The organism is Arthrobacter sp. YC-RL1 (genome assembly GCF_001454985.1).
Taxonomy (GTDB): Bacteria; Actinomycetota; Actinomycetes; order Actinomycetales; family Micrococcaceae; genus Glutamicibacter; species Glutamicibacter soli.
On record NZ_CP013297.1, the window covers coordinates 724,579 to 748,768 of the forward strand.

Below are 24,190 nucleotides of genomic sequence, written 5' to 3' on the forward strand. Positions count from 1 at the left end.
GTCTAGGGGGCTTCGGCGTATTTCGTGCGAGTATGACTTGTGATGCACGAAATCCGGCGGACGGGTCTCATCTCCCGCCGCCGGCATTCGTTGATTTTTAGGGGCTACAGCGAGCGCAGCAGCACCGCGGTGCCCTGGCCGCCGCCGCCGCAGATGCCCACGGCACCCAGCGAACCGGCCGGCAATTCCTGCAGCTGGCGTGCCAGGGTTCCCACGATGCGGGCGCCGGAGGCGCCGATCGGGTGGCCCAGTGCAATCGCGCCGCCGTGCGGGTTCACGATCTGAGGATCGATGCCCAGCGCCGCGGTGGACTGCACCGCCACGGCAGCGAAGGCCTCGTTGATTTCCACCACCTTCAGGTCCTCGGCCTTGGCACCGGCGCGCTGCAGCGCGGCGAGGATGGCATTGGACGGCTGCTCGTGCAGGGTGCGGTCAGGTCCGGCGACGAACGCGTGGGAGACGATCTCCGCCATCGGGGTCAGGCCCAGACGCTCGACTGCGGCGTCGCTGGCCAGCACCACGGCCGCGGCACCGTCGGTGATCTGCGAGGAGTTGCCGGCGGTGATGGTGCCATCCTTGGCGAAGGCCGGGCGCAGCCCGCCCAGGGACTCGATGGTGGTGGACTCGCGCACGCCGTCGTCCTCGGAATACACGGTGTCGCCCTTGCGGGTGGAGATGGTGAACGGAGCGATCTCCCCGGCCAGGAACTCGCGGGAGGCGGCGGCGCGCTGGTGCGATGCGGCGGCCACGGCGTCCTGGGACTCGCGGGTCATGGACAGCTTGGCATTGTGCTCCTCGGTGGAGGCGCCCATGGAGCGCTGCTCGGCGGCATCGGTCAAGCCGTCGTACTCCAGGGTGTCGATCAGCTCGATCGCGCCGTACTTGGTGCCGGCGCGGGCGCGCTGCACGTGCGGGGCCAGCGACATGGACTCCTGGCCGATGGCCAGCACCACGTCCACCTCGCCGCTGGCAATCAGGCGCTCGCCGGCCACCACGGCCTCGGCGCCGGAGAGGCACACCGCGTTGACCGCGATGGCCGGGACGTTCAGCGGGACGCCGGCTCCGACGGCGGACTGGCGGGCAGGATTCTGGCCTGCGCCGCCCTGCAGCACCTGGCCGGCGACGACGCGCTGGATCTCGGAAGGGTCAACGCCGGCGCGCTCCATCGCCGCCTTGGCGGCGTGGGCTCCCAGCGCGGTTCCCGGCACGGAGGCCAGGGCCCCGTTGAACTTCATAAACGGGGTGCGGGCGTAGCCTACGATCTTGACGGTCATTCTTACTGGTCCTCCTGGATGTCCACGGCGAATGGCGCCGCGGTGATTTCTTGAATGCTTGCTGCACTCTCGCCCGGGGCGCAGGCCCGCAGGATGAGTGCCCCGTCTTCGATGTCGAAGACGGCGCGGTCGGTGATGATGCGGTTGACGACCCCGACGCCGGTCAGCGGCAGGTCGCACTTTTCAACGATTTTGCTGGTGCCGTCCTTGGCCACGTGGTCGGTGAGCACGATGACGCGCGGGGTGCCGGCCACCAGGTCCATGGCTCCGCCCATGCCCTTCACGAGCTTGCCGGGGATGGTCCAGTTGGCCAGGTCGCCGTTGGCGGCGACCTGCAGCGCGCCGAGGATGGCGGTGGCCACGTGCCCGCCGCGGATCATCCCGAAGCTGGTGGCCGAGTCGAAGAAGCTGCCGCCGGGCAGGATGGTCACGGTCTGCTTGCCGGCATTGATCAGGTCTGCGTCTTCTTCTCCCTCGTAGGGGAACGGCCCCATGCCCAGCAGCCCGTTCTCGCTTTGCAGCTTGACCGAGACGCCCTCGGGCAGGTGGTTAGCCACCATGGTCGGAATGCCGATGCCCAAGTTCACGTACTGGCCGTCGGTCAGCTCGCTGGCGGCGATGGCCGCCATTTCGTCGCGGGTCCACATGGCTAGCCCTCCTGCCTGCTGCGCACGGTGCGCTGTTCGATGTCCTTGGTGCTGTCGGCTTGGACGAGCGTCTGCACGAAGATGCCCGGGGTTTCCACCAGCGACGGGTCGAGGAAGTCTTCGCGGATATGCTCGGCTTCGGCGAAGGTGTGGCGGCCGGACATGGCCGCCAGGGGATTGAAGTTCTTGGAGGTCATGCGGTAGCGCAGGTTGCCTTCGGCATCCGCCTCGTAGGCCTTGACCAAGGCGATGTCAGCGAAGATGCCGCGTTCAAGGATGGCCGGCTTGCCGTTGAACTCCATGACTTCCTTGCCCTCGGCCACCGGGGTGCCGACGCCGGTGGGGGTGAAGAAGGCCGGGATGCCCACGCCGCCGGCGCGCAGTCGTTCGGCCAGTGTGCCCTGGGGGCAGAATTCGACCTCCAGATCCCCGTCGAGGAACTGCTGGGCGAAGAGCTTGTTCTCCCCGACGTAGGAGGCGAGGACCTTGGAGACCTGCTTGTTCTCCAGCAAAAGGCCAAGGCCCTTGCCGTCGACTCCCATGTTGTTGGAGACGATGGTCAGGTTCGTCGCGCCCGAGTCCCGCAGCGCCTTGATGAGCCGGGTGGGATTCCCGCTCAGGCCAAAGCCTCCCACGGCGATGGTCATGCCGTCCTTGACGACTTCGGCCAGTGCGGCTGCCGCGTCGTCGCGATACTTCGTTGTCATCGATTCCTCCATGCCGTCCACGATGTGGAGTGCAGTTCTGATTACCTCTAAACCTACGTAGTCGCAGGTAGGCATTCAATAGGCGGTGCCGCATTGGAGCGGTATTGCTCAGATGATGGGGGATCATGGACACTGCGTTCATAATATGGACGAATATTGCCGCAGATCAAACCACGTCGAATTCGTTGCCCTCCGGATCCTGCACGGCGATCGCGTAATGGCCCATGGACGGCTCGTCGTGGATGCCCAGGATGGCCGCTCCGCGGGAGGCCAAGCGCTCGGCGGTGGCACGCACACGCTCGACGCGGGTCTCCAGCGGAACATCCCGTCCACCGCCGACTTGCAGGTCGAAGTGCCAGCGGTTCTTCATGGTTTTCGACTCGGGAACCTGCTGGAACCAGATGCGAGGCCCTCGGCCGGTGGGATCGATGATGGATTCGGGGAGGTCGCCAGAGCCGGGAGACAGTTCCTCGTCCGGCACTCCCAGGTCCTGCCAGTAGGCGCGCCAGCTGGCGTGGCCGGCCGGCGGAGGTTCTTGCACGTAGCCCAGCGCCTCGGCCCAGAACTCCACCATGAGCTGCGGGTGCGCGCAGTCGATGGTCAGCTGCATGGTCATCTCCGGTGTCGTCTCCATGCCAGCAGTATGGCGGAGACGCGGTGCGCGGACGCGGGCTTGGCGGCTGCCATCCAGGAGGCTGATGCGCCGCCCCAAGTTCCGGCCATGGACGCCAATCGTCCATAATGTGGGCATGAGTACAACACCTTCCGGGGCACAGGTTGTCGGACGCCTGGCAGCCGTATTGCGCACCGTGAGCACCTCCATGCCGCAGGGCATCACCACCACGGAGGCCGCACGGCAGGCGGGGCTGCCGAGGCCCACGGTGCACCGGTTGCTGACCGCATTGGTGGCCGAAGGCTTTTGCGACCACGACAACGCCACCGGACATTGGCTGCTGGGCCCGGAGCTCTACCTGATGGGCGCGGTGGCCGCCGAACGCTACGACATCAGCGAACTGGCCCGGGTGCATGTCGCGGCGCTCGCGGAGGCGACCGGCGAGAGCGCGTTCCTCTCCGCCCGGCGCGGGGATGAGACGGTCTGCTTGCTGCGCCAGGACGGGGCTTTTCCCATCCGCTCCTTCGTCCTCTACGAGGGGCGGCGCTTCCCGCTGGGTGTTGCCTCGGCGGGGATCGCGATCCTCGCGTTCCTGTCCGAATCCACGGTGGAGAACTATCTGCAGTCCCACGATCTGGTACCCGAATACGGGCAGGCCCATTCGGCCGAGGCACTGCGCGCCAAGGTCGCCGAAACCAGGACGCTGGGATATTCGGTGAACCCGGGGCTGATCGTCGAGGGCAGCTGGGGCATGGGAGCGGCGGTCTTCGACGCCACGGGCCAGCCGGCCTGGGCGCTGAGCCTGACCGGCATCCAGAGCCGTTTCGAGGAGGCCCGCCGCAAGGAGCTGGGGCAACTGCTGCTGCACCACGCGCATGAACTGTCCACGCAGCTGCGCCGCAGTCCTGGAGCGATCACCCGGTAGACCTCCGGTTCCCGGCATCCGGCGACTCACATGATCACAACTTCCTGCGGTAGTCTGTGCTCCGGACGTGTTCGCGGCGAAGACGTCGGCTCGAGCTCTGGAAGGTATTTGTGGGCAATATTCCGTCAGGCATCAACACGCCTGAGATCTTGGTGGACGTGGAAAAGCTGGAGCGGAATATCGCCCGGGTGGCCCAGCGGGTATCCAGCCAGGGGCTGAAGCTGCGCCCCCACGCCAAGACCCACAAGATGCTGGAGGTCGCCGACCGCCAGCTCACCGCGGGGGCCGCGGGCCTGACCGTCGCCACCGTCGGCGAGGCGCTGAACTTCGCCTTGCACGGGGTGCCGAAGCTGTTCATCGCTTACCCCCTGTGGATCAACGAATCCCAGGCCGAGCGCATCCTTGAACTGATGAAGCGGGCCAAGCTGAGCATCGGCACCGACTCGGTCGCCGCCGTGCAGCAGATGGCGAAAATGCTGGGGGAGAAGGCGCCCAAGGTCAAGCTCATGATCGAGATCGACAGCGGCCACCACCGCAGCGGCGTCGCCCCGGCTCAGGCCGTGGAGATCGCCGACGCCGCCCGCGACGCCGGACTGCGCGTGCATGGCGTGTTCACCTTCCCCGGCCACAGCTACGCCCCGAACGCCATCGACGAGGCAGTCAACCAGGAGCACAAGGCGCTCGCCGAGGCAGCCTGCCTGCTGCGCAAGGCCGGGCACCAGGTCAAGCGGATCAGCGGAGGCTCCACTCCCACCGCAGAACTGAGCGACAACTCGGTGCTGACCGAGGTCCGCCCCGGGGTCTACGTCTTCGGCGACGCCCAGCAGTTCGAGCTGGGGCGCACCGGATGGAACGACATCGCGCTGAGCGTGGCCTCCACCGTCATCAGCCGCCACGAGGGCTCCGCGGACATCCCGCGGCGCATCGTGGTGGACGCCGGCAGCAAGGTTCTCGGCTCGGACCGCCCGGCCTGGGCCAGCGGCTACGGCCGGGTCATGGAATGCCCCGAAGCCTCGATCACCGCGCTGTCCGAACACCATGCAACCATCGACTGGCCCGAGGAACGGGAACTGCCCGGCTACGGCGAGCAGCTGCGCATTATCCCGAACCACGTCTGCGTGGCGGTGAACCTGGTGGACTCCGTGCTGGCGATCCACCCGGATGGCGCCGTCGAGCGCTGGGACGTCAACGCGCGCGGGCTGAACTACTAAGGGCCCAAGGCTGACTTCTTAAAGCCAGCGGCTCAGGGCGCCGGCTCCAGCTGCTGGGTGGCGTGCGGGTCCCATAGCTGCGCCTTGGACAGCGCCTGCGGCAGCTCGTGGCCGCAGGCCTCGTCGAGCAGGTCGGGGTCGCCGACCACCACCAGCAGGCTGCGGGCGCGGGAGAAGCCGACGTAGAGCATCTCCGCGGCGCGGCCCATGTCCTTGAAGCCGTTCACGCACAGGATCACCACGCTGCGCTCCAGGCCCTTGAAGCCGAGCACGTGCCCGTAGAACTCGCCGTCGCGGCGGTGGAACTCGGGCCAGTACTCGCTGTCCACGGTGCCGTCCTCGAAATGCCCCTGGTGGACGGGGTGGCGTTTGTTCGTGGTCAGCAGCGCGATCTGGTTGTTCGCCCAGCCCTCGTCAAGCAGCGCGTCCACGCAGTCCGAGGCGGTGTCGATGCTGTCCTCGGTGCTGCTTGCCACGAAGCGCACCGGGATCCCGTCGCCGCCGCGCAGCTTGCTGGCCTGGTCGATGAATCCCTTGAAGGTCTGCGCGATGCTGCGCGTGTTGCGCAGGTTGTCGTCGACATGGATGGGAACCAGCGCGGCGGCCGGGCCGAAGCTTTCGCCCACTGCCTCGCCGTCCCAGCGGCGGTAGACATCCTGCCGGCTGTCCATGAAGGCGTAGACCCGGCCGCCGGTGGGATCCACAGTGCAGGAAAGCAGCGCCTCCCACCAGTCCGGGGCGAAGTCCTGGGCTTCGTCCACGATCACCGCATCCAGCTTCAGCCCGGCGTCCAGCCCCGGGCCGATCTCGCGCAGCATCGCGGGCATGGCCACGTCGAAGTATTCCTGTCCGCTACCGTCGGGCACCCCCAGGCTGCGCGCGTATTCGTGGAATTCGCCGGTGTGCACCGGTTTGTTCTGCCGCCAAGTGCCGACCTCGGATTTCAGGTAGTGGCCCAGGCCCTTGTTGTAGCAGAACAGGCCAACCCGCAGCCCCTGCTTGGACAGCTCGCGCGCCTTGGCCAGGGCCATCCAGGTCTTGCCGCTGCCGGCGCCGCCGATGAAGCGCACCCGCGGCAGCGAGCGGGTGGCCGAGAGCAGGATCTGCTGGCGGGCGGTCAGGGTCTCCTGGACCTGCTCGTTGCCCAGCGCCTGGGCGTAGTCGACCTCGGCCTGGTCCCCGCCCAGCGGGCCGGTGGAGGAGGTCAGGTGCTTGACCATGCGTTCGGCGAAGTCCAGGGTCAGCCCGGCCAGGCCTCCGCCCTGGTTCTCGATGGCGCCGCGCACGTGCTGGGCGATCTGCGGCATCTGGCCGCGGTCGATGATCAGCTCGCGGGGGAATCCCACCGAGGTGTAGTCAGCAGGCCACGGGGTGTAGGGCAGGACCACGATGTGCGCCATGCGGCTGGTGACGCGGGTGCCCATCAGCGGGTAGAGCACCTCCTTCAAGGCGTGGGCGGAGCTTTGCACCTGCGCCATGGGGCTCTGCTTGAGCCGGTGTTTTCCCTTGGCATCCGACTGGTACCAGCAGCCCTCCGAGCTGGAGACCAGGCCGCCCTTGACCTCGATGGCGGCGATGCCCACCTCGGGCCAGAGCACCAGCAGGTCGATCTCGTGCTCGGCGCTGCCATCGCGCAGCTGCACCGAGTGGAAGAGCAGGGCATCCTCGGGCAGCGCGTCGCGCAGCGCCTCGAACACCGCCTTCTCCGCTCCGCCCTTGTCCGTGAACTGCGGATCCTGCGGATAACACCGTGCCATTGATTCCCCCGTGTGATGTTCTGCGGCGCGAATACGGCCGTCCTACGGGAAGTTTAGGCAGATCAGTGGAGATTTGTCATTCAGATGTCGCCGCGGCGGGCTCCGGGTCCGCTTCGGGTTCCGGCAGCGGCAGCAGCGTGATGGCCACCCAGCCGATCCCGACCCCGATAAGCACCGCCAGGATCGGCGCGCCGGTGACGAAGAGGATGATGATCAGGAACGCCGCGACCGGCTTGCCCCAGCCTGCGACCACAGCGGCCGCCAGGCCCGTCCCCGTGGCCCGCAGCAACGCTATGAAGCTAGGTGAGGTCGACGACGGCTGGGTGGTTCCGGCCAACGCAATCGATGGGCTGCATTCCTCGGACAAGTCGCTGCTGATGGCCATTGATCGCGACGGTGTGGTGCTGGCGGCTGTCCGGGCTATGGCAAGCCAAACGATTCATTCACCATCGAGTCGGCGTGGGGCCGGACGGCGAGACCACCTGCAAAGACGCCTCCGCGAACCTGCCGGCCTACCCGTACGCCTTGGAAGCGATGACCAAACTTATCGAAGAGCAGAGCATGAAGCGCGAGGAAATCGCCGTCACCACCGCACCGATGGGAAACGAATTCGCGGTGATCTCAGGCACCTGCAGCGGCGGCCGAATAGATTGGGCTGAAGACCAAGACCAACACCGCCACCCCCGGGGCGCCTTACCCGCGCTGATCTCCGACCCGGGTGCCCGCAAGGGAAGCAATCTGTTCTACACCAGCTGGTACGTGTCGAGTGGGAACCCGATGGGGACGTTCTCGATCCTGCGCACCGATAACCTCTCGAACTACGGCAACCGGTCGGTCCCTGAATTAGATGGCATCGTCAACAAGCCGCTGGGCGCGATGGATTCTTGGAGCGTTTCATTAGGGCAGTAGAAGCGCAGAAAACCACCTACGCGCACATTCCCTGGCTGCCGTGGTAGTCGTCGCCAAGCAGCATCGGGCACCGATAGGAAATGGATTAGCAACAGCCTCCGGATCCGCACGAATCCGGCAGGCTGCTACTTTCAATGCGAGTCGGATTGCGGGTCACTGCCAGTAGCGGACGATGATAGAGGGCCCGACTTCGCGTTGAACGTCTTTGGCCAGTCGATGGCCGGTCTGTGTCCACCGCCGAACGTCGAATCCCATGCGCCAGCCGTGATCCCAATGCATGTGCTCCTGGAATTGGGTATTCCACTGCGAAAGCCGGGCGCAGAGGGTGTCGGACAGGCCGTAGTCCTCCGGGACCTGCATGCCGCATTCCCACAGCGGCCATTCGGCACCGTAATCGCAAAAGATCCGGAGGAGCCTTTGGTCCTCGCAGGGTATTTGGTTACTCATCTCCAAAGCCTACGCTGGCCGACCGTGACTAGGAGTGACAGAATGCTCCCGGTCAGGGGGATGCTGAGGCAAGATGCTTGGCGCTCTCGACGATCACCCTTGCGCCGGCCACGCCCTGACCGAAAAGCAGCGCGAGGCCATCGGCTGGGATATGCTGCACAAGCTGCCCGAGTTGACCGTCCTGGAAATGGCCAAGAAGAAGCCGCTGCCGTTCCCTCCGGAACCGGCGGCTTGGCTAGGGGTTAAGATGATGACTTGGGCCATGTTGCGCGCTGATCGCCGCGAAGGCAAGCGGGGACTGCTCCTGCGAACCATGGATGCTATTGGAATGGGATTTGATTCATGAGCGAAAACACCACCGTCTTCGAGATCGGGGCGAACACCCGCAGCGTCGACGCACTGTCCGTTGAACTGGCCCACGAGCCGGTGCCTGCGGAGCAGTCGCTGGCCGGGGACCCGACCACCGCCGCCGAATCGCTGGGCGAGATCTTCGGCGCCGAGTTCGGCCTGTGGGAGATGAGCGCCGGCACGATGAGCGATGTCGAGGCCGAAGAATTGTTCATCGTGCTGTCGGGCACCGCGAGCGTCACGATCCATCCGGTCAATGGCTTCGAGGAACAGACCGTGAACCTGGTTCCGGGCAGCATCTGCCACCTGCGCGAGGGAATGAACACCACCTGGGTGCTTGAGGCACCGCTGCGCAAGATGTACCTGGCGAAGTAACCTCCGCCAGACCCGCAGCAGGCGGTGAAATGAACAAAAATTTTGTTCATTTCACCGCCTGCTGCTTTTTCGGCATTCCCAAACGCGGCCGACGGATCTAGCCTGAAATCCCTGCCGGTGTTGAGGAGCGGGAAAATGTCAGTGAACAAGGAAACGGTCCAAAAATACATCGACGGATTCAACAAGAACGACCATACCCAGATCCTGGCCTGTCTGACCGAGGACATCGTCTGGACCGTCTTCGGGCATTTCCGACTCACCGGCAAACAAGCCGATGACGCCGCCATAGAGAACGAGGACTTCACCGGATATCCGGTGCTGCGCATCGTGCGCCTGGTCGAGGAGGACGACACAGCCATGGCGGAGATCCACGGTGAAACCCACCGAGCCAATGGAGAGCAGTTGCGCAGGGCCATGGGAGAGGTCTTCGTCATGCGCTAAGGGCTGATCTGCGAGCGCCGTGCGTTCGTGATCAACCTTGAGGAGAACGACTACAAATGGCTCTTGAAATGCTGTGCAGGAGTAGGACGCGCACTTCATTCGCTGCGGACTACTGCGGACAATGAGATGCCCGGGCCGTCGGAGGAGACAACAGCCCGGTCAGACTCATGGGGTGCTCTAGGCGTTAGCCGCCACCACCTGCGGCCACCATGAAGGCTGGGTCCACAAATCAAGCTCGGCTTCCAGTGCGAAGCCCAGGGCGAAGACCATGACTCATAGTAGGTGCGTCCCCCGATCTGCACGCCGGTGGACACTTCTTCGGGCACGACACCGGAATTGCGCAGGGCGTTTGCCGCCGCACGGGTATCCGCCCAGATTGATGGTCGGCTCGACCTCGACGGTGCGCTGCACCACGGCATCCAGCAGTTCAACAGGAGACAGTTCCTTGATGCGGAAGGGCTCGGCGGCCATGGCTGCGGTCAGATGGTGCAGTCGAATTCGCGGGGAAAAGCGGAGAATCAAGTCCTTTCTGCCTGAGGCTAGGCTCCCATCGACTTCCAGGACAGCGATATTGTCAATCCTGTTGAGTTGTTGCTGAAACATGCCGAGGGTGGGGCGACCAAAAAGTGCCCCACCACGGCAGTTGGGGGTCTACGATGGTGGGGCACATGCGGGGAAGATCAGGCGCGGGGCTTGCGCTCCCGACGTTCCTGGAGCAGCGCCTGGCGCAGCTCGGTATCGGCAGCCACGTTCGCTGCCGTGCCGGCCAGCGCGACCGCGGCGTCAAGCACCGCCTGGTCGGCGCCGGCCGAGCAGGTTTCCGCGGCGAACGCGGCGGTGTGCGGCATGCCGACCGCGTCCAGCACGGCAATCACCGGGTGGATTGCCGGCAGGTACTGGGACACGTTGCCCATGTCGGTGGAGCCTCCGCCGGTGCTGCCTGCCGGAAGCTGCAGCAGGTTCCTGCCGGTGGCACGAAGGGAGTTGTTCCAGCGGGAAAGGATGCGCTCGTCCTGCAGCACCGGAAGGTAGGCGGGGCAGGACTGCTCCCAGTCCATCTCGCAGCCGCTGGCCAGCGCCGCGCCGTGGCAGGCGCGCAGCACCTTGTCCTTGACCTCCTGCTGCAGCGCGGCGTCGTGGGCGCGGACCTCGATCTCCAGGCTGGCCTGCGCCTGGATCACGTTGGTCACGGCCTTGGTGGGTAGTACCACCGCGTTGATTCGGATGCCGTCGGGCAGCTGCTGGCGCAGCAGGCCGATGGCCACCTGGGCGATGGTCGCGGCATTGGAGGCGTTAACCCCGTGCGAGGGGGCGGCCGCTGCATGGGAGGCGGCGCCGGTGAAGTGCACCTTGAAGCGGTCGCAGCCCTGCGAGGAGGTGCCGGTGCAGTCGATGTCCATGCCCGGGGTCGGGTGCACCATGATGGCGAAGTCCACGTCGTCGAAGGCCCCGGCGCGCAGCATCAGTTCCTTGCCGCCGCCGTCTTCCTCGGCCGGGGTGCCCAGCAGCACCACACGCAGGTCCAGCTCCTCGGCCACCTGCGCCAGCGCCAGCGCGGCTCCGACGGCGCCGGAGGCGATGATGTTGTGCCCGCAGGCGTGCCCGATGCCAGGCAGCGCATCGTATTCCGCGCAGATGCCCACCGTCAGCGAACCGCTGCCGAATTCAGCGCGCAGGCTGGTCTCCAGATCGAAGCCGCCGAGCTGCACATTGAAGCCAGCCTGTTCCAGCGGGGCAGCGACGCGGGCCACGGAGCGGTGTTCGTTGAACGCGATTTCCGGGTCGGCATGCAGGGCCGCGGACAGGCCCAGCAGAGTTTGGCTGTGTGTTGCCACGGCCTGCTGCAGGCGCTGTGCGGTGGATGAAGCGGGGGCCAGTTCCATGGGTTATTCTCCTTCGGCCGCTGCGGCCGCTACGGGGGTCGACTCCGCCGGGGCGCCAGCGGGCGTGGGGGTGTCGCGGAAGCGCAGGGCCAGCAGGGCCACTCCCAGGGACAGCACGGCGCAGATGATCCAGACGGCCATGTAGGTGCTGTCGGCCGACACCGTGCTCGAGGTGCCGTCCACCGTGACGGTCACCAGTGCCGAGGACATCACCAGGGCGAACACGGCGCCGGAGACCGAGCCGGAGGCGGTGCGGGTCGTGTTGTACAGCGCGGAGGCGATAGCCACCGAATCAGCCGGGGACTTGCGCACCACGATGGCCGGCAGCAGGCCGAGGATCAGGCCGTTGCCGAAGGCGCCGATGGCCATGGACACCATGAAGGCCGTGGCGTTGTCCGCCATCAGGATCATGCCGCCGAAGGACAATGCGGAGAGCACCGAGCCGGCGATGATCGCGGCACGCGCACCGATCTTCGAGCCGATGCGGTCGGCTTGGGTGGTGCCGATGAACGTCATCAGCGCCAGCACCAGGAACAGCAGGCCGATGGCCGAGCTGCCCAGCCCCAGGCCGAAACCGTAGGTGTTCGGGTCGGTCATGATGAACAGCGACCCGGCGGTCTGCGAACCGAACATCTGGGCGCCGAAGAACGCCGCGGCGACAATCGGCAGGCCGATGCCGGTGCCGGTGAGCACCTTCAGGTCGATCAGCGGGTAGGCCACGCGGCCTTCCACGCGCACCCAGAGCACCAGCAAGACCAGGCCGCCGATAATGGTGCCCCACGTGGCGGCCGAATCCCAGCCCCAGGTCGCGGCGTTGGAAATGCCCAACAGGGCGGACAGCAGGCCCGCGGTCAGCAGCACGGCGCCGGCCCAGTCGATCGTTCCGGCCGTGCGGGTGCTGGACTCGGGAACCAGCCAGGCCACCACCGGGATGCACAACACCAGGAACAGCGCCGGCGCCAGCAGCACCAGGGTCAAGTCGTCAAAAGCGGACAGCAGTACGCCGGAGAACATGGCGCCCAGCGCGCCGCCCAGGGTCAAAGCGCCCACGAGCTTGCCGATGCTGCGCCCGGCCGACCCCTCGTCGCGGCTGCGCACAATCGCGAATTCCAGCGGGAGGAAGGCGCCCAGCGGGGCCTGCAGCGCGCGGCCAACCAGCAGCCAGGTGAAGCTCGGAGCAAAAGCCACCAGCAACGAACCGGCCGCGACCAGGCAGACCGTGATCAGCAGCATCTTCTTGTGCCCGTACAGGTCCCCGAGCTTGCCGATGATGGGCACGAACGCAACAGTCATCAGCAAGTAGATGACCATGACCCAGTTCAGGGCCGCGGCTTCCACACCGAAATCCGAGCCGATACGGGAGAGCAGGGGAGGGAACCAGCCTTGCAGCAGGCCGGAACCGAATTCCATGACGATCAGGAAGCCGACGGCTCCGCCGGCCACCTTCCTGGTGGTGCGAGTTGTTGATGACATCTGATGATCCGATACTTCAATGAAGGCAGCGAGTTGTTCGAGCCGAGATAAAGCTATAAATACCTGCCGAGTTTCTAAGCACTATGCTTGAAAGTAGACGATATAGGAGTCATGTTGCAGGATTATTCGGTTGATGCCCTCGATCTGCGGATTATTAACGCCCTGCAAATCCGCCCGCGAGCCCCGTGGACCCAGCTTGCCCCGATCCTCGGCGCGGATGCCGCGACGCTGAACCGGCGCTGGCAGCAGCTGGCCGACCATGGCCTCGCCTGGATCACCACCTTCGACTGGAACGCCTGGGAAGCGGCGGCGCTGGTGGAGATCAACTGCCACTCTGGAGCCAACACCCAGGTCGCGCTCGCGCTGGCCGAATCCCCGGAAGCCATCGCGGTCGACCTGACCGCCGGCGGTCGCGACATCGTGGCAACCGTCGCGGCGCGTGATTCGCACGCGCTGGGAAAGTACCTGCTCGACGAGCTGCCCAAGGTACCCTCCGTGGCCTCGGTGCGCAGCCACCCCATCGCCCGCACCCTCATCGACGGAAGATCATGGCGGGTGCGCGCACTGGACGCCCACGAAAGCGCGCGCATTGCGGGCCTTCCGCTGCCTGCCACCAGCCGTTCCGCGACCCGCAACCCGGAGCTCGAACGGGCAATGCTGGCCCTGCTGAATCGGGACGGCCGAGCCAGCGCCACCAGGATCGCCTCCGAACTGGACCAGAACCCGCGGCATATCCGTGAGCTGCTGGCCTTGATGCAACGCAGCGGATCGCTTATCCAACGTACGGATTTGGCCAGGTCACGCTCGGGATGGCCGGTCAGCGCCTGGCATTTCATGCGCGTCCCGGCCACCAAGCTGGAGGGAATCGCCGGCAGGCTGGAAAACCTCCCTGAGGTCCGTCTGGTGTCCCACACCGTGGGGCCGCACGATGTGATCATGGACGTCTGGCTCAAGGACCTGGGCGAAGTGCAGCGGCTGGAGCAGGCCCTGGAAATCCGCCTGTCCGGTTTGGCCATCAGCGACCGGTCGGTGGTACTGCGCACCGTCAAGCAGATGGGCCAGATTCTCGACGACCAGGGCCGCTCGATGGGGCGCAGTCGTCTTTAGCGCGGGACCTCGGGCAGCTGCAGATCGCTCAGGGCTCCGTGCGCAGCACCCGCAGCAGGCAGCGTTCGGCAGGATCCAGGTGATGTCGGGTCTTCAGCTGCCGGTACGAACGGCGCAGCCGGTCCAGCCGCTCGGGTTCCTCGCACAACAGCAGGACCCTTGGGTCGATATAGGATTCCCGGGCGATCGTCGGCGTATTGCCGAGCTTCGCGGCCGCTGTTTCCACCGCGTGCTTGGCCAGCTGCTCCGGTGCCTGGGCGGCGGCGCCCGGGACCTCGAGCAGCGCCTGCAGTGCGCAGCTCGTGCCGCCCCAGGTCCTGAAGTCCTTGGCCGTGAAAGGCCCGTCCATGGCCTGACGCAGGTAGCTGTTCACCCGATCGGCATCCATGCGGTGCGCATGGTTGTTCTCATCGAGAAATCGGAAGAGCTCGTGGCCTGGCATGTTCTTCAATTCCTCGAGGATGCGCATCAACTTGGGATTGCTCACGCGAATGGACTGGGGCTGCCCCGATTTTCCGGTGAACTCCAGCTTCAAGGATGCGCGGGCCGGCTTGACGTGCTTGCGGCGCAGGGTCGTGGCTCCGAAGGAGACGCCTGCACCGGAGCGGGCCGGCGTTCCGACCCGCAGCAGATGCTCGTCGATGAGCGCGATGACCGCCGCCGCAACCTTCTGCTCGTTGGCCGAACGCCGGCGGAGGTCCTTGCGCACTTGGGCGCGCAGTTGCGGCAGGGCGGTACCGAACTCCAGCATCCGGGCGAATTTCGCTTCGTCTTGACGAGCCCTGAACACCGGGTTGTAGATCGACTGGGTGCGTCCTGCCGCATCCACACCGACGGCCTGCACCTTGGCCCGCGTGCTGCGTGCAATCCGCACCTGCTTCCACGCCGGTGGAATGGCCAATCCCTTGATGCGGTCCAGCTCCTGCTGGTCCGTAATCCTCTGCGAGTCCAGCTCGTAGTAGAAGCCGCGGCCTGCACCCTTGCGGATGATCGGGAGCCGATCCTTGCGTGTCATGCGCCCCGTCCTCAATGTTGTTCCTGCACTTGGCACTACCCTAGGAAAATCACGGATGCCGGCGGTACCCGGCTCGGCGAATTCCAAGGCGGGACGGGGACTGCGTCCGCTGCCGGAGTTTCCGGCGGATGCGGGACAAGGCATGATGGGAGCATGGAGAATTCATCCGCACCTGCCTGGACCGCCAACTACCAGCCCGGCGTTCCCGCCGAAATCAAGCTGCCCACCGAATCGCTGAGCCACATGTTCGAACACTCGGTGCTCGAAGCCGGGTCCAGCCCGGCCACCGAGTTCTTCGGCCGGCGGATGAGCTACAAGGAACTCGGAGAGCAGGTCCAGCGGGCCGCCGAAGGGCTGCGGAATCTCGGCGTGCGCGCCGGGGACCGGGTGGCGCTGATCCTGCCCAACTGCCCGCAGCACGTCATCGCGTTCTATGCGGTGCTCCGTCTGGGAGCCGTGGTGGTCGAGCACAACCCGCTGTACACCTCGCGCGAACTGCGCCACCAGTTCGAGGACCACCAGGCGCGCGTGGTCATCGCCTGGGACAAGGTGGTCGAGCATGTCCAGGAATTCCCGAAGGACATCCAGATCGACGCGATCGTCGCGGTGAACCTGCTGGAGGCCTTCCCTGCCGTCAAGCGCCTGGCGCTGCACCTTCCGGTGAAGAAGCTGCGCGACACCAGGAACTCGCTGACCACCCGCACCCGCGGCACCCTCGCCTTCAAGGAGCTGCTCAAGGCCTCGCCGCTGGATTCGGCGCATCCGTACCCGCAGGTCCAGGACCTCGCGGTCATCCAGTACACCTCGGGCACCACCGGGCGTCCCAAGGGCGCCATGCTCACCCACTTCAACCTGTACTCCAACGCCCTGCAGGGCGAAGCCTGGATGCACGGGGCGCAGGAGCGCAAGGAAATCCTCTATGCGATCCTGCCGATGTTCCATGCCTTCGGGATGACCCTGTACCTGACCTTCGGCATCAAGAAGCAGGGCCTGCTGGTGCTCTTCCCGAAGTTCGACCCGGACATGATCCTGGACGCGTGGAAGAAGTCCCCGGCCAGCGTGTACTGCGCGGTGCCGCCGATCTACGAGCGCACCGCTCTGGCCGCCAAGGAACGCGGCATGTCCTTGGCCAGCGCCAAGTACTGCATTTCCGGCGCGATGAACCTCCCGGACCACGTGGTGGAGCTGTGGGAATCGATGTCCGGGGGCCTGCTGGTCGAGGGCTACGGAATGACCGAGTCCTCGCCGGTGGCCATGGGCAACCCGTTCCATCCGAGCCGCCATGCCGGCACCATCGGGGTGCCGTTCCCTTCCACCTTGATGAAGGTTGTCGACGTGGACGACCCGAGCCGCGAAGTGGCGCAGGGCGAGCCTGGCGAGCTGCTGATCAAGGGGCCGCAGGTCTTCCGGGGCTACTGGAACAACCCGGAGGAAACCGCGAAAACCCTGACGGCGGACGGCTGGCTGCACACCGGCGACGTGGTCGCGGTGGACGAGGCGGGCTTCGCCACAATGGTGGACCGCGCCAAGGAACTGATCATCACCGGCGGTTTCAACGTGTCGCCGACCGAGGTTGAAATCGCGCTGCGCCAGCATGCGGACGTCGCCGACGCCGCCGCCTTCGGAAAGCCGCTGGCCCGCGGTGGCGAGATGGTGGTTGCCGCCGTCCAGCTGGAAGAGGGCGCGGCCCTGGACGAGGACGCGCTGCGCGAGCACTGCCGCGAGCTGCTGGCCGCCTACAAGGTTCCCAAGCGCATCCTCGCCATCGACGAGATGCCACGCTCGATGCTGGGCAAGATCCTGCGCAAGCAGGTCAAGGACGGTCTGGTCGATTCCATCTGAGGCAGGCCCATCGAGGGGATAGCCAAGAGCAGCAACCCTGCGGTCCTGCTGCGCTATCCCTCCAGCAGCCGCAGGCTGGTTTGGCAGCTCAGCGCTTACGGATCTTGACCTTGAAGTATTCTTCGGCCCACTGCTCGCTCTCCAGCTGGCTGTCATCGCCATCCAGCCAGCTGTGGATCAGCTGGACCAGCCGTTGTGCCGATATTACGGTGCACACGCGATGCAGGCCGGGTCGGGAGTAGTTCCACCACTCGAAGGTGAATTCCTGACCGGACTCCCAGTAGGTTTGCACGAATTCCGGGTGCTCCACTCCCGGCTGGGGCTTGGCAATGGTCAGGAACGGGGTTCGCAGGTGGGGCAATCGATTGATCCAATAGCCCAAGTGCTCGGCGGTGATGCTGTCCCAGCGGTACGAGGAAGAACTGATGTCCAACCCTCGATAGATCGTCGTTCCATCAGCGCTGGTGGAGGTGTGCATGGTTGTTTCGATCCGAGCTGTGGGGGAAGGGTATTCAGCAGATGAGGCTTTCCGGAGCAATGTGCGCAACGAATTCAGCATGTGGAATATGGCTCCTTGTCAGCTCGCTGAGCTGTTCTTCGATGTCGTCAATCCAGTCTCGGTGGATTTCGGGGGTGTATCCGGGCTCGGAATGGGCATGCACGCTAAGCTGTGGCGCGGTGCCCTGCATCCAGACTCCCACATGGTCATCCAGGTCGGAACGCTGCACCAAATCGATCAGGCGTCTTGCGACGTCCAGCTGTTCCTGATCTGTGCGCAGGGCCGTGACGCAGAATTTGATTGCGATTGAATCGTTCATCGTTCGATCTCCTTTCCTGATTGGCCGAAGCCAAGCAGCTAGAACTCATGTCTCTCCTATGGCTAGCTCCACATGCCGCCGCGCAAGTGGGCGGCCGGAAACCCGCTAGCGAAGCCGCGGCATTGCCGAGAGCAGTGACTTGGTGTACTCATGCTGAGGGTCCCCGAAGATCTGCGCGGTATCTGCCTGCTCCACGATCCGCCCCCGGGTCATCACCGCGACCCGGTCGCTCATGTGCTCGATGACCGACAGGTCGTGGGAAATGAACAGGTAGCTGGTTCCCGTTTCCTGCTGGATGCGGTCCAGCAGGTCAAGCACCGTCGCCTGGATCGACACGTCCAGGGCGGATACCGGCTCGTCGAGCACCAGCACCGCGGGTTTGGGAGCCAACGCCCGGGCGATGGCCAGGCGCTGGCGCTGGCCGCCGGACAACTCGCGCGGGTTGCGCGAGGCGAGCGCGGGATCAAGTTCCACCTGCTCCAGCAGCTGCTCCACCCCATCGCGGTATCCGCCGTCCGCGCGCTTGGACTTGCCCTCGCTCAGGGCATCGGTAAGCAGCTGGCCTGCCGTGTAGCGGGGGTCGAAGGAGCCCAGCGGGTTCTGGTAGATCGCGCCCATGGCACGGCGCAGCTCCCGGCGCTCGGATTCCTTGCCCGGGGCGAAGTCCCGGCCCAGCAGCTGGACCTGCCCGGAGTCGGGTTTTTGCAGTCCCAGCACGATGCGTGCGGTGGTGGTTTTCCCGGACCCGGATTCTCCCACGATGCCCAGCGTGGTGCCGCGGGGCAGCTCGAAGGACACCGAGTCCACGGCCTGGTGGCTGCCGAAGGACTTACCCAGATTGTGCGCGCGCAACGCCAGCGTCGGGTCCTCGGCATTGACGGCAGCGGCCGCGGGCGCGGCGTGAGCCGAGGAAGCGGAGAGCGGGACAAAGCGCGGGATTCCAGAGGGAACCGCCCGCAGCAGCGTGCGCGTGTACTCGTGCTGCGGATCTTCCAGCACCCGGGCGGCGGGCCCGTGCTCCACGATCTTCCCGCGGCGCATCACCGCGATCTCATCGGCAAGGTGAGCGACCTGGGCCAGGTCGTGGCTGATCATCAGCACCGCGCGGCCCTGTTCCTTCAGCTCGCGCAGCTGCTCCAGCACCAGGGCGGCCAGTTTCGAATCCAGCGCGGTGGTCGCCTCATCGGCAATGACCACCTGCGGGTTGCCGATCAGCGCCTGGGCGATCAGCGCGCGTTGGCGCATGCCGCCGGACAGTTCGGTGGAACGCTGCCGCGCGCGCAGTTCGGGATCCGGCAGGTGCACCCGCTCTAAGATCTCGATGACCCTGGCGTGGCGCTCGGCGCGGGAGTTCGAGCCGTGGACCTTCAACGCGTCGCCGATTTCCCGGCCCACCGGGCGCAACGGGTCCAGCGCCGTCAGCGCGTCCTGCAGGATCATGGACACCGCGTTGCCGCGAATGCCCTGCCATTCCCGGTCGCGCAGCGCCAGGCCGTCGTGGCCGCAGATCCGCAGCGTCTTGGCGGTGACGGTTCCGCCGGACAGCCCCAGCAGGCTGCGCGCGGTCACTGACTTGCCCGACCCGGACTCGCCGACAAGCGCCAGGGCGCGTCCCGCGGACAGGGTGAAGGAGACGTCCTGCACCGCACCGTCGGCGCCGAAGCTGACCGAGAGGTTGGATACGGTGATCAGCGGTGCGGAATCACGGGTGCTCATATGGTTCTGGCCTTTCCGCCCAGGGCTCGGCCGATCAGGGTGGCGCCGGCGGCCACTACCACGATGGCCAGACCCGGGAACAAGCTCATCCACCACGCCAGGTGCAGGTAGGTGCGCCCCGCCGAGAGCATCGCGCCCCATTCGGGTGCCGGCGGGGGAGTTCCCAGCCCCAGGAAGGACAACGCCGCGGCCCAGATGACGGCCTGGCCGATACCCAGGGTGACCAGGGCGAGCAGCGGCTTGAGTGCGTTGGGCACCAGGTGGTTGCGGATCTTCAGCCAGGTGCCGCGGCCCAGCACGGTGGCAGCTTCGAGCATTTCGGAATTCTTCAGCGTACGGATCTGGCTGCGCACCAGCCGCGCGTAGCCCGGTGCGGTGGACAAGCCCACCGCAATGATGGCAGGTCCCACGCCGGGGCCGGTGAACGCGATGATCAGCAGCGCCAGCAGCAGCGAGGGGATGGAGTACAGTGCTTCGAGCACCCGCAGGATGATGCCGTCCAGCCAGCGCGGCGCCATGGCGGCCAGGGTGCCCAGCACGATGGCCAGACCCATACCCACGGCGGTGGCGGCCAGACCGATGAACAGCGAGTCTCCGGCGCCGTGGATGACGCGGGTGTAGATGTCCCGCCCGGATTCGTCGGTGCCGAACACGTGCCCGGAGCCCGGAGCCTGGAATGCCTGCGCCGGGTTGATGGCCAGCGGGTCGCCCGGAGCGATCAGCTGCGGGGCCAAGGCGGTCAGCGCCCAGAACGCGATGAACAGCCAGGCGAGGATCTTTGACGGCCGGCTCATGAGGCGGCTCCCGCCGGGTCGATGGCGCGCTCCACTGCTTCGGTGAGTGCCATGACCAGGATGTAGACCAGCGCGGAGAACAGCGCCAGGCCGGTGACCATGGGGATGTCGCGGGCCAGCACCGCGGAGAGCAGCGAGCGTCCCAGCCCGGGGCGGGCGAAGATCACCTCGACCACCACCGCGCCGGACAGCAGGGAGGAAAACGCCCATCCTGTCAGGTTCAGCGCCGGCAGCGAGGCATGGCGCAGACCGTGGCGCCAGAAGACCGCCAGCCGGCTTTCGCCGCGGGCCCGGGCCGCCAGCGCGAACTGGCTGGACATCGCAGTGGCCAGGGAGTCGCGCATCAGCTGGGTGAGGAATCCGGCTAGCGGCAGCGCCAGGGTCAGCACCGGCAGCACCAGTCCGGCGCTGGTGCCGTTGTCCACTGCAGGCAGCCAGCCCAGGGCGGAGGAGAAAACCATGATCAGCACCGCGCCGAGCCAGAAGTGCGGGACGGCGGCTGCTACGATCTCCACCATGCTGCCAAGCCAGGCGCCGAAGCGGTTGGCCCGCATGGCCAGCGCGGCGAAGAGCAGCGCCAGCAGCCAGGCGGCTGCCAGCGCCAGCAGGGCCAGGGTGATGGTCTTGGGCAGCACCTCGGCCATCACGTCGAGCACCGGGCGCTTGAGTGCGTAGGAGGTGCCGAAGTCCAGCTGGGCCAGCTTGCCCAGGAACATCAGGTACTGCACGGGCACCGGTTGGTCCAGGCCGAACTCGGCGCGGGCGGCGGCCAGCGCCTCGGCCGAGGCCTGGGAGCCGGGCCCGCCCATGATGGCTTCGGCCGGGTCGCCGGGGATCAGGCGGATGCCGATGAAGATGGCGGTGGCCACCAGCCACAGCACCACCAGCGCCCCGCCGATCTTCCGGACGGCCCAGCCGAGTGTTCCCATTCGCGTGCTACTCGGCCAGGAACACGTCGGTGTAGACCGGGGATGACACCGAAGTGGTGGCTCCCATGTTCTTGACCTGCGCACCGTACAGGAAGTGGTTCTGCTGGTCGTACAGCGGCAGCACGTAGTAGCCTTCCAGCACCATCTTCTGCGCCTGGGCGTAGAGGTCCGCGCGCTGCGCCTCGTCGTTGGTCTGCTCGGCGTCGGTCAGCAGCTTGTCCAGTGCAGGGTTCTTGACCTGGGCGTTGTTGGCGAAGTAGCCGGAGGGAGCCGGGACGGTGGAGTCGGAGTGGTAGAGGATGCGCAGCACGGACGGGCCGACCTTGGTGTACGGGGCGGAGACCAGGTCGTAGTTGTGCTCGGCCAGCGCGCCGTACCAGCTGGACAGGTCCAGCAGCTGAATCTTCACTTCGAAGCCCACGGCCTTCGCCGAAGCCTGGAACTGCTCGAAGAGCGACTGCTCGGCCGGGACCGACTGGTTGGTGGATACCGGGAAGACCACTGACAGGCGCTTGCCGTCCTTGGAGCGGTAGCCGGCCGAGTCGCGCTCGGTCCAGCCTGCCTCGTCGAGCAGGGAGTTGGCCTTGGCCGGATCCGTGGTGAACAGCGATTGATCGGAGATGCCCAGTGGTTCCACGCTGGAGAGCAGCGAGTAGCTGCGCTTGGCGGTGTCGAAGAACAGCGAGGTGATGCCGGCGTTGACGTCCACCGAGCGGATGAACGCCTCGCGCACCTTGGCATCGTTGAACGGGGCCTTGGAGCTGTTCAGCTCGATGCGGTTGGAGGCGCCCGGACGCGAGGCGTCCAGATGGCCCAGCGGGCCGCCCTGCGCGGCGGTGGCGATGGTGTCAGGCTGGGCGTTGTCGATCACGTCGACCTCGCCGGAGGCCAGCGCCGCGTAGCGGGTGGCGGCTTCGGGGATGAAGCGCCAGGTGATGCCGTCTAGGTAGGCGGTGGGCTGCGTGCGGGAAGCATCGGCCACCGGCGGCACGTAGTCCTCGTTGCGCACCAGGTTCACGGCCTGCTGGTGCTCCCAGGATTCGACCTTGAACGGTCCGGTGCCCACCGGGGAGGCGCAGTTGGTGGCCTGGTCGCGCTCCAGCGCGGTGGGGGATTGGATGGCGGTCCACGGCATGGACAGCGATTCGAGCAGCGCGTTGTCCGGGGCGGAGAGCTTCAGCTCGGCGGTGCGCTCGTCGACGACCTTGATCTGGTCCACCTTGCCCACGGCCAGGTAGCCGGTGGAGGAGGCGGTGTCCGGGTCCTGCAGGTGCTCGATATTGGCCTTGATGGCCTCGGCGGTCAGCTTGGTGCCGTCGGTGAAGCTGATGCCCTCGCGCAGGGTGATGGTGCGGGTCAGCCCGTCCTCGGAGACCTCGGTGGATTCGGCCAGCCATGGGATGATCTTGCCTTCGGAGTCCTTGGTGAACAGGGACTCCAAGTATTGGCTGGCCACCAGGGCCTGCGGGTAGTTTCCGCCGACGTGAGGGTCCAGGCAGCTTGGCTCCGCGTCGCCGGAGGCGTAGACCAGGGTGCCGCCGGCCACCGGGGTGGCGTCCTGGGTGGACTCGGTTCCCGCTGTGGAGGAGCATCCGGCCAGGACGATCGATGCGATGCCGAGGGCCGCGGCGCTGGAGAGCAGGCGGCGGGCGCGCTGGTTTCTTTGCATGGGCTGAAACTTACCTCATTAAGTGGATGGGAGATGACCATCTACCACCCTAGCCACCCGGGCCTATCGGCGACACTTCTGGTGACGGGTGAACCGGCCAATGCGATCCAGTTCACACCCCGGGGCGGCAGGCGGTCGCGGCCGCGAACTACTTTTCGCTGGCCACGGTCATGCGGCGGTTAGCATGCGCCGGGGTCTCGATCTCGTCCAAGATCGCCACGGCGAAGTCCTGAGTGGAGACGAAGTCGCCGGCCGGCGAATCGGTGCCCAGGGTGTAGCTGCCGGTGCGGGAGCCCGGGGCGATCACCGGTGCCGGGGCGGCCACGGTCCAGGTGATGCCGGAGACCGAGGTGAACATGTCGTAGACCTCCGCGCAGGTCAGGGCCTCGGCCTTGTACTCTTCCGGGAAGCCGTCGGTGTCGACCAGACGCACGCCGTCGACCTCGGTCGCGCCGGCGCCGCCGACCACGATCAGCCGGGCGTCGGTCAGGGTCTCGGTGATTTCCTCGAAGGCGTCCAGGTAGTCCTGGTGGTCCCCGCCGGTGCGCGATGGCGGCACGGCAATGACGATGACGTCGTTTTCCTTGCCCAGCTGGCGGTAGGTCGAGGTGTTGCCAAGGTCGGCGGCCACGGCGGTGGCTCCGTCAACTTCCTTGCCCGAGCGGGTGACCGCGGTGAGCTCGTGGCCGCGGGTGGCGGCCTCGGCGATGATCTGGCTGCCGACCATGCCGGTGGCTCCGTAGACTGCGATCTTCATGGAGAGTCCTTTCGTTGCTGGTGAATTCAGCTCAATGGTATCTTTTAGATACTGGCTACTACAACGAAACTAGGTTTCCCCATGGAAAGCGACCGGGATTTCAACGTGTTCGTGCAGGGCTGCCCCTCGCGTGAAATCATGCAGCGACTGGGCGACAAGTGGACTCCGCTGGTGCTGCTCGCGCTCGCCGGAGGGCCGCAACGTTTCTCCGCGTTACGCCAACGCATCGGTTCGGTGACCCCCAAGGTGCTGACCAGCACGCTGCGCACCCTCGAGCGCGACGGCCTGCTGCTGCGCACCGTCACCGCCCAGGTGCCGGTGCGCGTGGACTACGAACTCAGCGACCTGGGCCGCAGCCTGCTGGGTCCCATGGAGACCATCCGGCTCTGGTCGCAGGAACATGTGCCCAGCGTCCTGCGCGCCCGCGAGGAGTTCGACCGCACCCGGGACGATGCCACCCTGTAGCCCAGGATCGCCGCAATTTCGGCCCCGCAGCCCAATTCATAAGTAAAACTATGGTTCTTGGTAGATAA

The 24,190-nt window shown here is 66.2% G+C and carries 27 protein-coding genes; 10 read left to right on the forward strand and 17 right to left on the reverse strand.

Annotated features, from left to right (window positions below; translation table 11 throughout):
• Positions 1 to 104: 104 nt before the first annotated feature.
• The 4 genes from ATC04_RS03320 to ATC04_RS03335 form a co-directional block, all read right to left on the reverse strand.
• Positions 105 to 1,274 carry an acetyl-CoA C-acyltransferase gene (locus tag ATC04_RS03320; RefSeq protein ID WP_047120143.1) on the reverse strand — a complete coding sequence of 390 codons (1,170 nt, stop codon included), beginning with the start codon at positions 1,272 to 1,274 and terminating at the stop codon, positions 105 to 107.
• Positions 1,275 to 1,276: 2 nt separating this feature from the next.
• A complete protein-coding gene (locus ATC04_RS03325) occupies positions 1,277 to 1,921 on the reverse strand; it encodes a CoA transferase subunit B (protein ID WP_047120142.1) in 645 nt (214 codons plus the stop codon).
• 2 nt (positions 1,922 to 1,923) lie between these two features.
• Complete coding sequence (locus tag ATC04_RS03330) at positions 1,924 to 2,628, reverse strand: CoA transferase subunit A (RefSeq protein WP_047120141.1); 705 nt, start codon at positions 2,626 to 2,628, stop codon at positions 1,924 to 1,926.
• Between the two features lie 166 nt (positions 2,629 to 2,794).
• Positions 2,795 to 3,262 carry a VOC family protein gene (locus ATC04_RS03335; RefSeq protein ID WP_047120140.1) on the reverse strand — a complete coding sequence of 156 codons (468 nt, stop codon included), beginning with the start codon at positions 3,260 to 3,262 and terminating at the stop codon, positions 2,795 to 2,797.
• A gap of 115 nt (positions 3,263 to 3,377) precedes the next feature.
• On the opposite strand from ATC04_RS03335, the gene ATC04_RS03340 reads away from it, so the two are divergent.
• Both ATC04_RS03340 and ATC04_RS03345 read left to right on the forward strand, forming a co-directional pair.
• Positions 3,378 to 4,166: an IclR family transcriptional regulator gene (locus ATC04_RS03340; RefSeq protein WP_047120139.1), complete on the forward strand. Its 789-nt coding sequence runs from the start codon at positions 3,378 to 3,380 to the stop codon at positions 4,164 to 4,166.
• Positions 4,167 to 4,276: 110 nt separating this feature from the next.
• Positions 4,277 to 5,377 carry an alanine racemase gene (locus tag ATC04_RS03345; protein WP_047120138.1) on the forward strand — a complete coding sequence of 367 codons (1,101 nt, stop codon included), beginning with the start codon at positions 4,277 to 4,279 and terminating at the stop codon, positions 5,375 to 5,377.
• A 32-nt stretch (positions 5,378 to 5,409) separates the two neighbouring features.
• Here the strand turns inward: ATC04_RS03345 and ATC04_RS03350 are convergent, their stop codons facing one another.
• Together ATC04_RS03350 and ATC04_RS03355 are read right to left on the reverse strand one after the other, a co-directional pair.
• The gene (locus ATC04_RS03350; RefSeq protein WP_047120137.1) at positions 5,410 to 7,134 is read right to left on the reverse strand and encodes an NERD domain-containing protein; all 1,725 of its coding nucleotides are present in this window, start codon (positions 7,132 to 7,134) and stop codon (positions 5,410 to 5,412) included.
• 76 nt (positions 7,135 to 7,210) lie between these two features.
• On the reverse strand, positions 7,211 to 7,519 hold the full coding sequence (locus ATC04_RS03355; protein WP_060616992.1) for a hypothetical protein: 309 nt from the start codon (positions 7,517 to 7,519) through the stop codon (positions 7,211 to 7,213).
• Between ATC04_RS03355 and ATC04_RS03360 the strand changes: the two genes are divergently transcribed.
• The gene (locus tag ATC04_RS03360; RefSeq protein WP_152666892.1) at positions 7,519 to 8,043 is read left to right on the forward strand and encodes a hypothetical protein; all 525 of its coding nucleotides are present in this window, start codon (positions 7,519 to 7,521) and stop codon (positions 8,041 to 8,043) included. The two genes, ATC04_RS03355 and ATC04_RS03360, sit on opposite strands and share 1 nt — an antisense overlap.
• A 153-nt stretch (positions 8,044 to 8,196) precedes the next feature.
• Here ATC04_RS03360 and ATC04_RS03365 read toward each other — a convergent pair whose 3' ends face one another.
• Positions 8,197 to 8,490, reverse strand: coding sequence for a hypothetical protein (locus ATC04_RS03365; protein ID WP_047120134.1), 294 nt, complete (start codon positions 8,488 to 8,490; stop codon positions 8,197 to 8,199).
• Between the two features lie 73 nt (positions 8,491 to 8,563).
• Between ATC04_RS03365 and ATC04_RS03370 the strand changes: the two genes are divergently transcribed.
• The 4 genes from ATC04_RS03370 (at position 8,564) to ATC04_RS03385 (ending at position 10,191) form a co-directional block, all read left to right on the forward strand.
• Positions 8,564 to 8,836, forward strand: a complete 273-nt coding sequence (locus tag ATC04_RS03370) for a hypothetical protein (protein ID WP_047120133.1) — start codon at positions 8,564 to 8,566, stop codon at positions 8,834 to 8,836.
• On the forward strand, positions 8,833 to 9,213 hold the full coding sequence (locus tag ATC04_RS03375) for a cupin domain-containing protein (protein ID WP_047120132.1): 381 nt from the start codon (positions 8,833 to 8,835) through the stop codon (positions 9,211 to 9,213). Before ATC04_RS03370 ends, ATC04_RS03375 begins: the two co-directional genes overlap by 4 nt.
• 135 nt (positions 9,214 to 9,348) lie before the next feature.
• The gene (locus ATC04_RS03380; RefSeq protein ID WP_047120131.1) at positions 9,349 to 9,654 is read left to right on the forward strand and encodes a nuclear transport factor 2 family protein; all 306 of its coding nucleotides are present in this window, start codon (positions 9,349 to 9,351) and stop codon (positions 9,652 to 9,654) included.
• Between the two features lie 306 nt (positions 9,655 to 9,960).
• The gene (locus ATC04_RS03385) at positions 9,961 to 10,191 is read left to right on the forward strand and encodes a hypothetical protein (protein ID WP_152666891.1); all 231 of its coding nucleotides are present in this window, start codon (positions 9,961 to 9,963) and stop codon (positions 10,189 to 10,191) included.
• A gap of 143 nt (positions 10,192 to 10,334) precedes the next feature.
• Here the strand turns inward: ATC04_RS03385 and ATC04_RS03390 are convergent, their stop codons facing one another.
• Positions 10,335 to 11,537 carry an amidohydrolase gene (locus tag ATC04_RS03390; RefSeq protein ID WP_052772492.1) on the reverse strand — a complete coding sequence of 401 codons (1,203 nt, stop codon included), beginning with the start codon at positions 11,535 to 11,537 and terminating at the stop codon, positions 10,335 to 10,337.
• Positions 11,538 to 11,540: 3 nt separating this feature from the next.
• Positions 11,541 to 13,010 carry an MFS transporter gene (locus tag ATC04_RS03395; RefSeq protein ID WP_047120129.1) on the reverse strand — a complete coding sequence of 490 codons (1,470 nt, stop codon included), beginning with the start codon at positions 13,008 to 13,010 and terminating at the stop codon, positions 11,541 to 11,543.
• A 111-nt stretch (positions 13,011 to 13,121) separates the two neighbouring features.
• Here ATC04_RS03395 and ATC04_RS03400 point away from each other — a divergent pair, with 111 nt between their 5' ends.
• Positions 13,122 to 14,117, forward strand: a complete 996-nt coding sequence (locus ATC04_RS03400; RefSeq protein WP_052772491.1) for an Lrp/AsnC ligand binding domain-containing protein — start codon at positions 13,122 to 13,124, stop codon at positions 14,115 to 14,117.
• Positions 14,118 to 14,145: 28 nt separating this feature from the next.
• Here the strand turns inward: ATC04_RS03400 and ATC04_RS03405 are convergent, their stop codons facing one another.
• Positions 14,146 to 15,132, reverse strand: a complete 987-nt coding sequence (locus tag ATC04_RS03405) for a DNA topoisomerase IB (RefSeq protein WP_047120128.1) — start codon at positions 15,130 to 15,132, stop codon at positions 14,146 to 14,148.
• Positions 15,133 to 15,285: 153 nt separating this feature from the next.
• Here ATC04_RS03405 and ATC04_RS03410 point away from each other — a divergent pair, with 153 nt between their 5' ends.
• The gene (locus ATC04_RS03410) at positions 15,286 to 16,974 is read left to right on the forward strand and encodes a long-chain-fatty-acid--CoA ligase (RefSeq protein WP_047120127.1); all 1,689 of its coding nucleotides are present in this window, start codon (positions 15,286 to 15,288) and stop codon (positions 16,972 to 16,974) included.
• A gap of 88 nt (positions 16,975 to 17,062) precedes the next feature.
• Here ATC04_RS03410 and ATC04_RS03415 read toward each other — a convergent pair whose 3' ends face one another.
• From ATC04_RS03415 to ATC04_RS03445, 7 genes are all read right to left on the reverse strand, one after another.
• Positions 17,063 to 17,452, reverse strand: coding sequence for a hypothetical protein (locus tag ATC04_RS03415; protein ID WP_152666890.1), 390 nt, complete (start codon positions 17,450 to 17,452; stop codon positions 17,063 to 17,065).
• A gap of 34 nt (positions 17,453 to 17,486) precedes the next feature.
• Positions 17,487 to 17,792, reverse strand: a complete 306-nt coding sequence (locus tag ATC04_RS03420; protein ID WP_047120125.1) for a hypothetical protein — start codon at positions 17,790 to 17,792, stop codon at positions 17,487 to 17,489.
• A 105-nt stretch (positions 17,793 to 17,897) separates the two neighbouring features.
• Positions 17,898 to 19,508: an ABC transporter ATP-binding protein gene (locus ATC04_RS03425; RefSeq protein ID WP_047120124.1), complete on the reverse strand. Its 1,611-nt coding sequence runs from the start codon at positions 19,506 to 19,508 to the stop codon at positions 17,898 to 17,900.
• Positions 19,505 to 20,302 (reverse strand): ABC transporter permease, encoded by a 798-nt coding sequence (locus ATC04_RS03430; protein WP_047120123.1) that lies wholly within the window; start codon positions 20,300 to 20,302, stop codon positions 19,505 to 19,507. The genes ATC04_RS03425 and ATC04_RS03430 overlap by 4 nt, the downstream gene beginning before the upstream one ends.
• A complete protein-coding gene (locus ATC04_RS03435; protein WP_047120122.1) occupies positions 20,299 to 21,231 on the reverse strand; it encodes an ABC transporter permease in 933 nt (310 codons plus the stop codon). Before ATC04_RS03435 ends, ATC04_RS03430 begins: the two co-directional genes overlap by 4 nt.
• 7 nt (positions 21,232 to 21,238) lie before the next feature.
• Positions 21,239 to 22,900, reverse strand: a complete 1,662-nt coding sequence (locus tag ATC04_RS03440) for an ABC transporter substrate-binding protein (protein ID WP_047120121.1) — start codon at positions 22,898 to 22,900, stop codon at positions 21,239 to 21,241.
• A gap of 148 nt (positions 22,901 to 23,048) precedes the next feature.
• Positions 23,049 to 23,657 (reverse strand): NAD(P)H-binding protein, encoded by a 609-nt coding sequence (locus tag ATC04_RS03445; RefSeq protein ID WP_047120120.1) that lies wholly within the window; start codon positions 23,655 to 23,657, stop codon positions 23,049 to 23,051.
• Positions 23,658 to 23,738: 81 nt separating this feature from the next.
• Between ATC04_RS03445 and ATC04_RS03450 the strand changes: the two genes are divergently transcribed.
• Positions 23,739 to 24,122, forward strand: coding sequence for a helix-turn-helix domain-containing protein (locus ATC04_RS03450; RefSeq protein ID WP_047120119.1), 384 nt, complete (start codon positions 23,739 to 23,741; stop codon positions 24,120 to 24,122).
• Positions 24,123 to 24,190: the final 68 nt, after the last annotated feature.

Excerpts from the sequence above, each read along its gene's own strand:
- ATC04_RS03320 (WP_047120143.1), bottom strand. The coding sequence starts at position 1,274 with ATGACCGTCAAGATCGTAGGCTACGCCCGCACCCCGTTTATGAAGTTC.
- ATC04_RS03325 (WP_047120142.1), bottom strand. The coding sequence starts at position 1,921 with ATGTGGACCCGCGACGAAATGGCGGCCATCGCCGCCAGCGAGCTGACC.
- ATC04_RS03330 (WP_047120141.1), bottom strand. The coding sequence starts at position 2,628 with ATGACAACGAAGTATCGCGACGACGCGGCAGCCGCACTGGCCGAAGTC.
- ATC04_RS03335 (WP_047120140.1), bottom strand. The coding sequence starts at position 3,262 with ATGGAGACGACACCGGAGATGACCATGCAGCTGACCATCGACTGCGCG.
- ATC04_RS03340 (WP_047120139.1), top strand. The coding sequence starts at position 3,378 with ATGAGTACAACACCTTCCGGGGCACAGGTTGTCGGACGCCTGGCAGCC.
- ATC04_RS03350 (WP_047120137.1), bottom strand. The coding sequence starts at position 7,134 with ATGGCACGGTGTTATCCGCAGGATCCGCAGTTCACGGACAAGGGCGGA.
- ATC04_RS03355 (WP_060616992.1), bottom strand. The coding sequence starts at position 7,519 with ATGGCCATCAGCAGCGACTTGTCCGAGGAATGCAGCCCATCGATTGCG.
- ATC04_RS03365 (WP_047120134.1), bottom strand. The coding sequence starts at position 8,490 with ATGAGTAACCAAATACCCTGCGAGGACCAAAGGCTCCTCCGGATCTTT.
- ATC04_RS03370 (WP_047120133.1), top strand. The coding sequence starts at position 8,564 with ATGCTTGGCGCTCTCGACGATCACCCTTGCGCCGGCCACGCCCTGACC.
- ATC04_RS03375 (WP_047120132.1), top strand. The coding sequence starts at position 8,833 with ATGAGCGAAAACACCACCGTCTTCGAGATCGGGGCGAACACCCGCAGC.
- ATC04_RS03380 (WP_047120131.1), top strand. The coding sequence starts at position 9,349 with ATGTCAGTGAACAAGGAAACGGTCCAAAAATACATCGACGGATTCAAC.
- ATC04_RS03390 (WP_052772492.1), bottom strand. The coding sequence starts at position 11,537 with ATGGAACTGGCCCCCGCTTCATCCACCGCACAGCGCCTGCAGCAGGCC.
- ATC04_RS03395 (WP_047120129.1), bottom strand. The coding sequence starts at position 13,010 with ATGTCATCAACAACTCGCACCACCAGGAAGGTGGCCGGCGGAGCCGTC.
- ATC04_RS03400 (WP_052772491.1), top strand. The coding sequence starts at position 13,122 with ATGTTGCAGGATTATTCGGTTGATGCCCTCGATCTGCGGATTATTAAC.
- ATC04_RS03405 (WP_047120128.1), bottom strand. The coding sequence starts at position 15,132 with ATGACACGCAAGGATCGGCTCCCGATCATCCGCAAGGGTGCAGGCCGC.
- ATC04_RS03410 (WP_047120127.1), top strand. The coding sequence starts at position 15,286 with ATGGAGAATTCATCCGCACCTGCCTGGACCGCCAACTACCAGCCCGGC.
- ATC04_RS03415 (WP_152666890.1), bottom strand. The coding sequence starts at position 17,452 with ATGCACACCTCCACCAGCGCTGATGGAACGACGATCTATCGAGGGTTG.
- ATC04_RS03420 (WP_047120125.1), bottom strand. The coding sequence starts at position 17,792 with ATGAACGATTCAATCGCAATCAAATTCTGCGTCACGGCCCTGCGCACA.
- ATC04_RS03425 (WP_047120124.1), bottom strand. The coding sequence starts at position 19,508 with ATGAGCACCCGTGATTCCGCACCGCTGATCACCGTATCCAACCTCTCG.
- ATC04_RS03430 (WP_047120123.1), bottom strand. The coding sequence starts at position 20,302 with ATGAGCCGGCCGTCAAAGATCCTCGCCTGGCTGTTCATCGCGTTCTGG.
- ATC04_RS03435 (WP_047120122.1), bottom strand. The coding sequence starts at position 21,231 with ATGGGAACACTCGGCTGGGCCGTCCGGAAGATCGGCGGGGCGCTGGTG.
- ATC04_RS03440 (WP_047120121.1), bottom strand. The coding sequence starts at position 22,900 with ATGCAAAGAAACCAGCGCGCCCGCCGCCTGCTCTCCAGCGCCGCGGCC.
- ATC04_RS03445 (WP_047120120.1), bottom strand. The coding sequence starts at position 23,657 with ATGAAGATCGCAGTCTACGGAGCCACCGGCATGGTCGGCAGCCAGATC.
- ATC04_RS03450 (WP_047120119.1), top strand. The coding sequence starts at position 23,739 with ATGGAAAGCGACCGGGATTTCAACGTGTTCGTGCAGGGCTGCCCCTCG.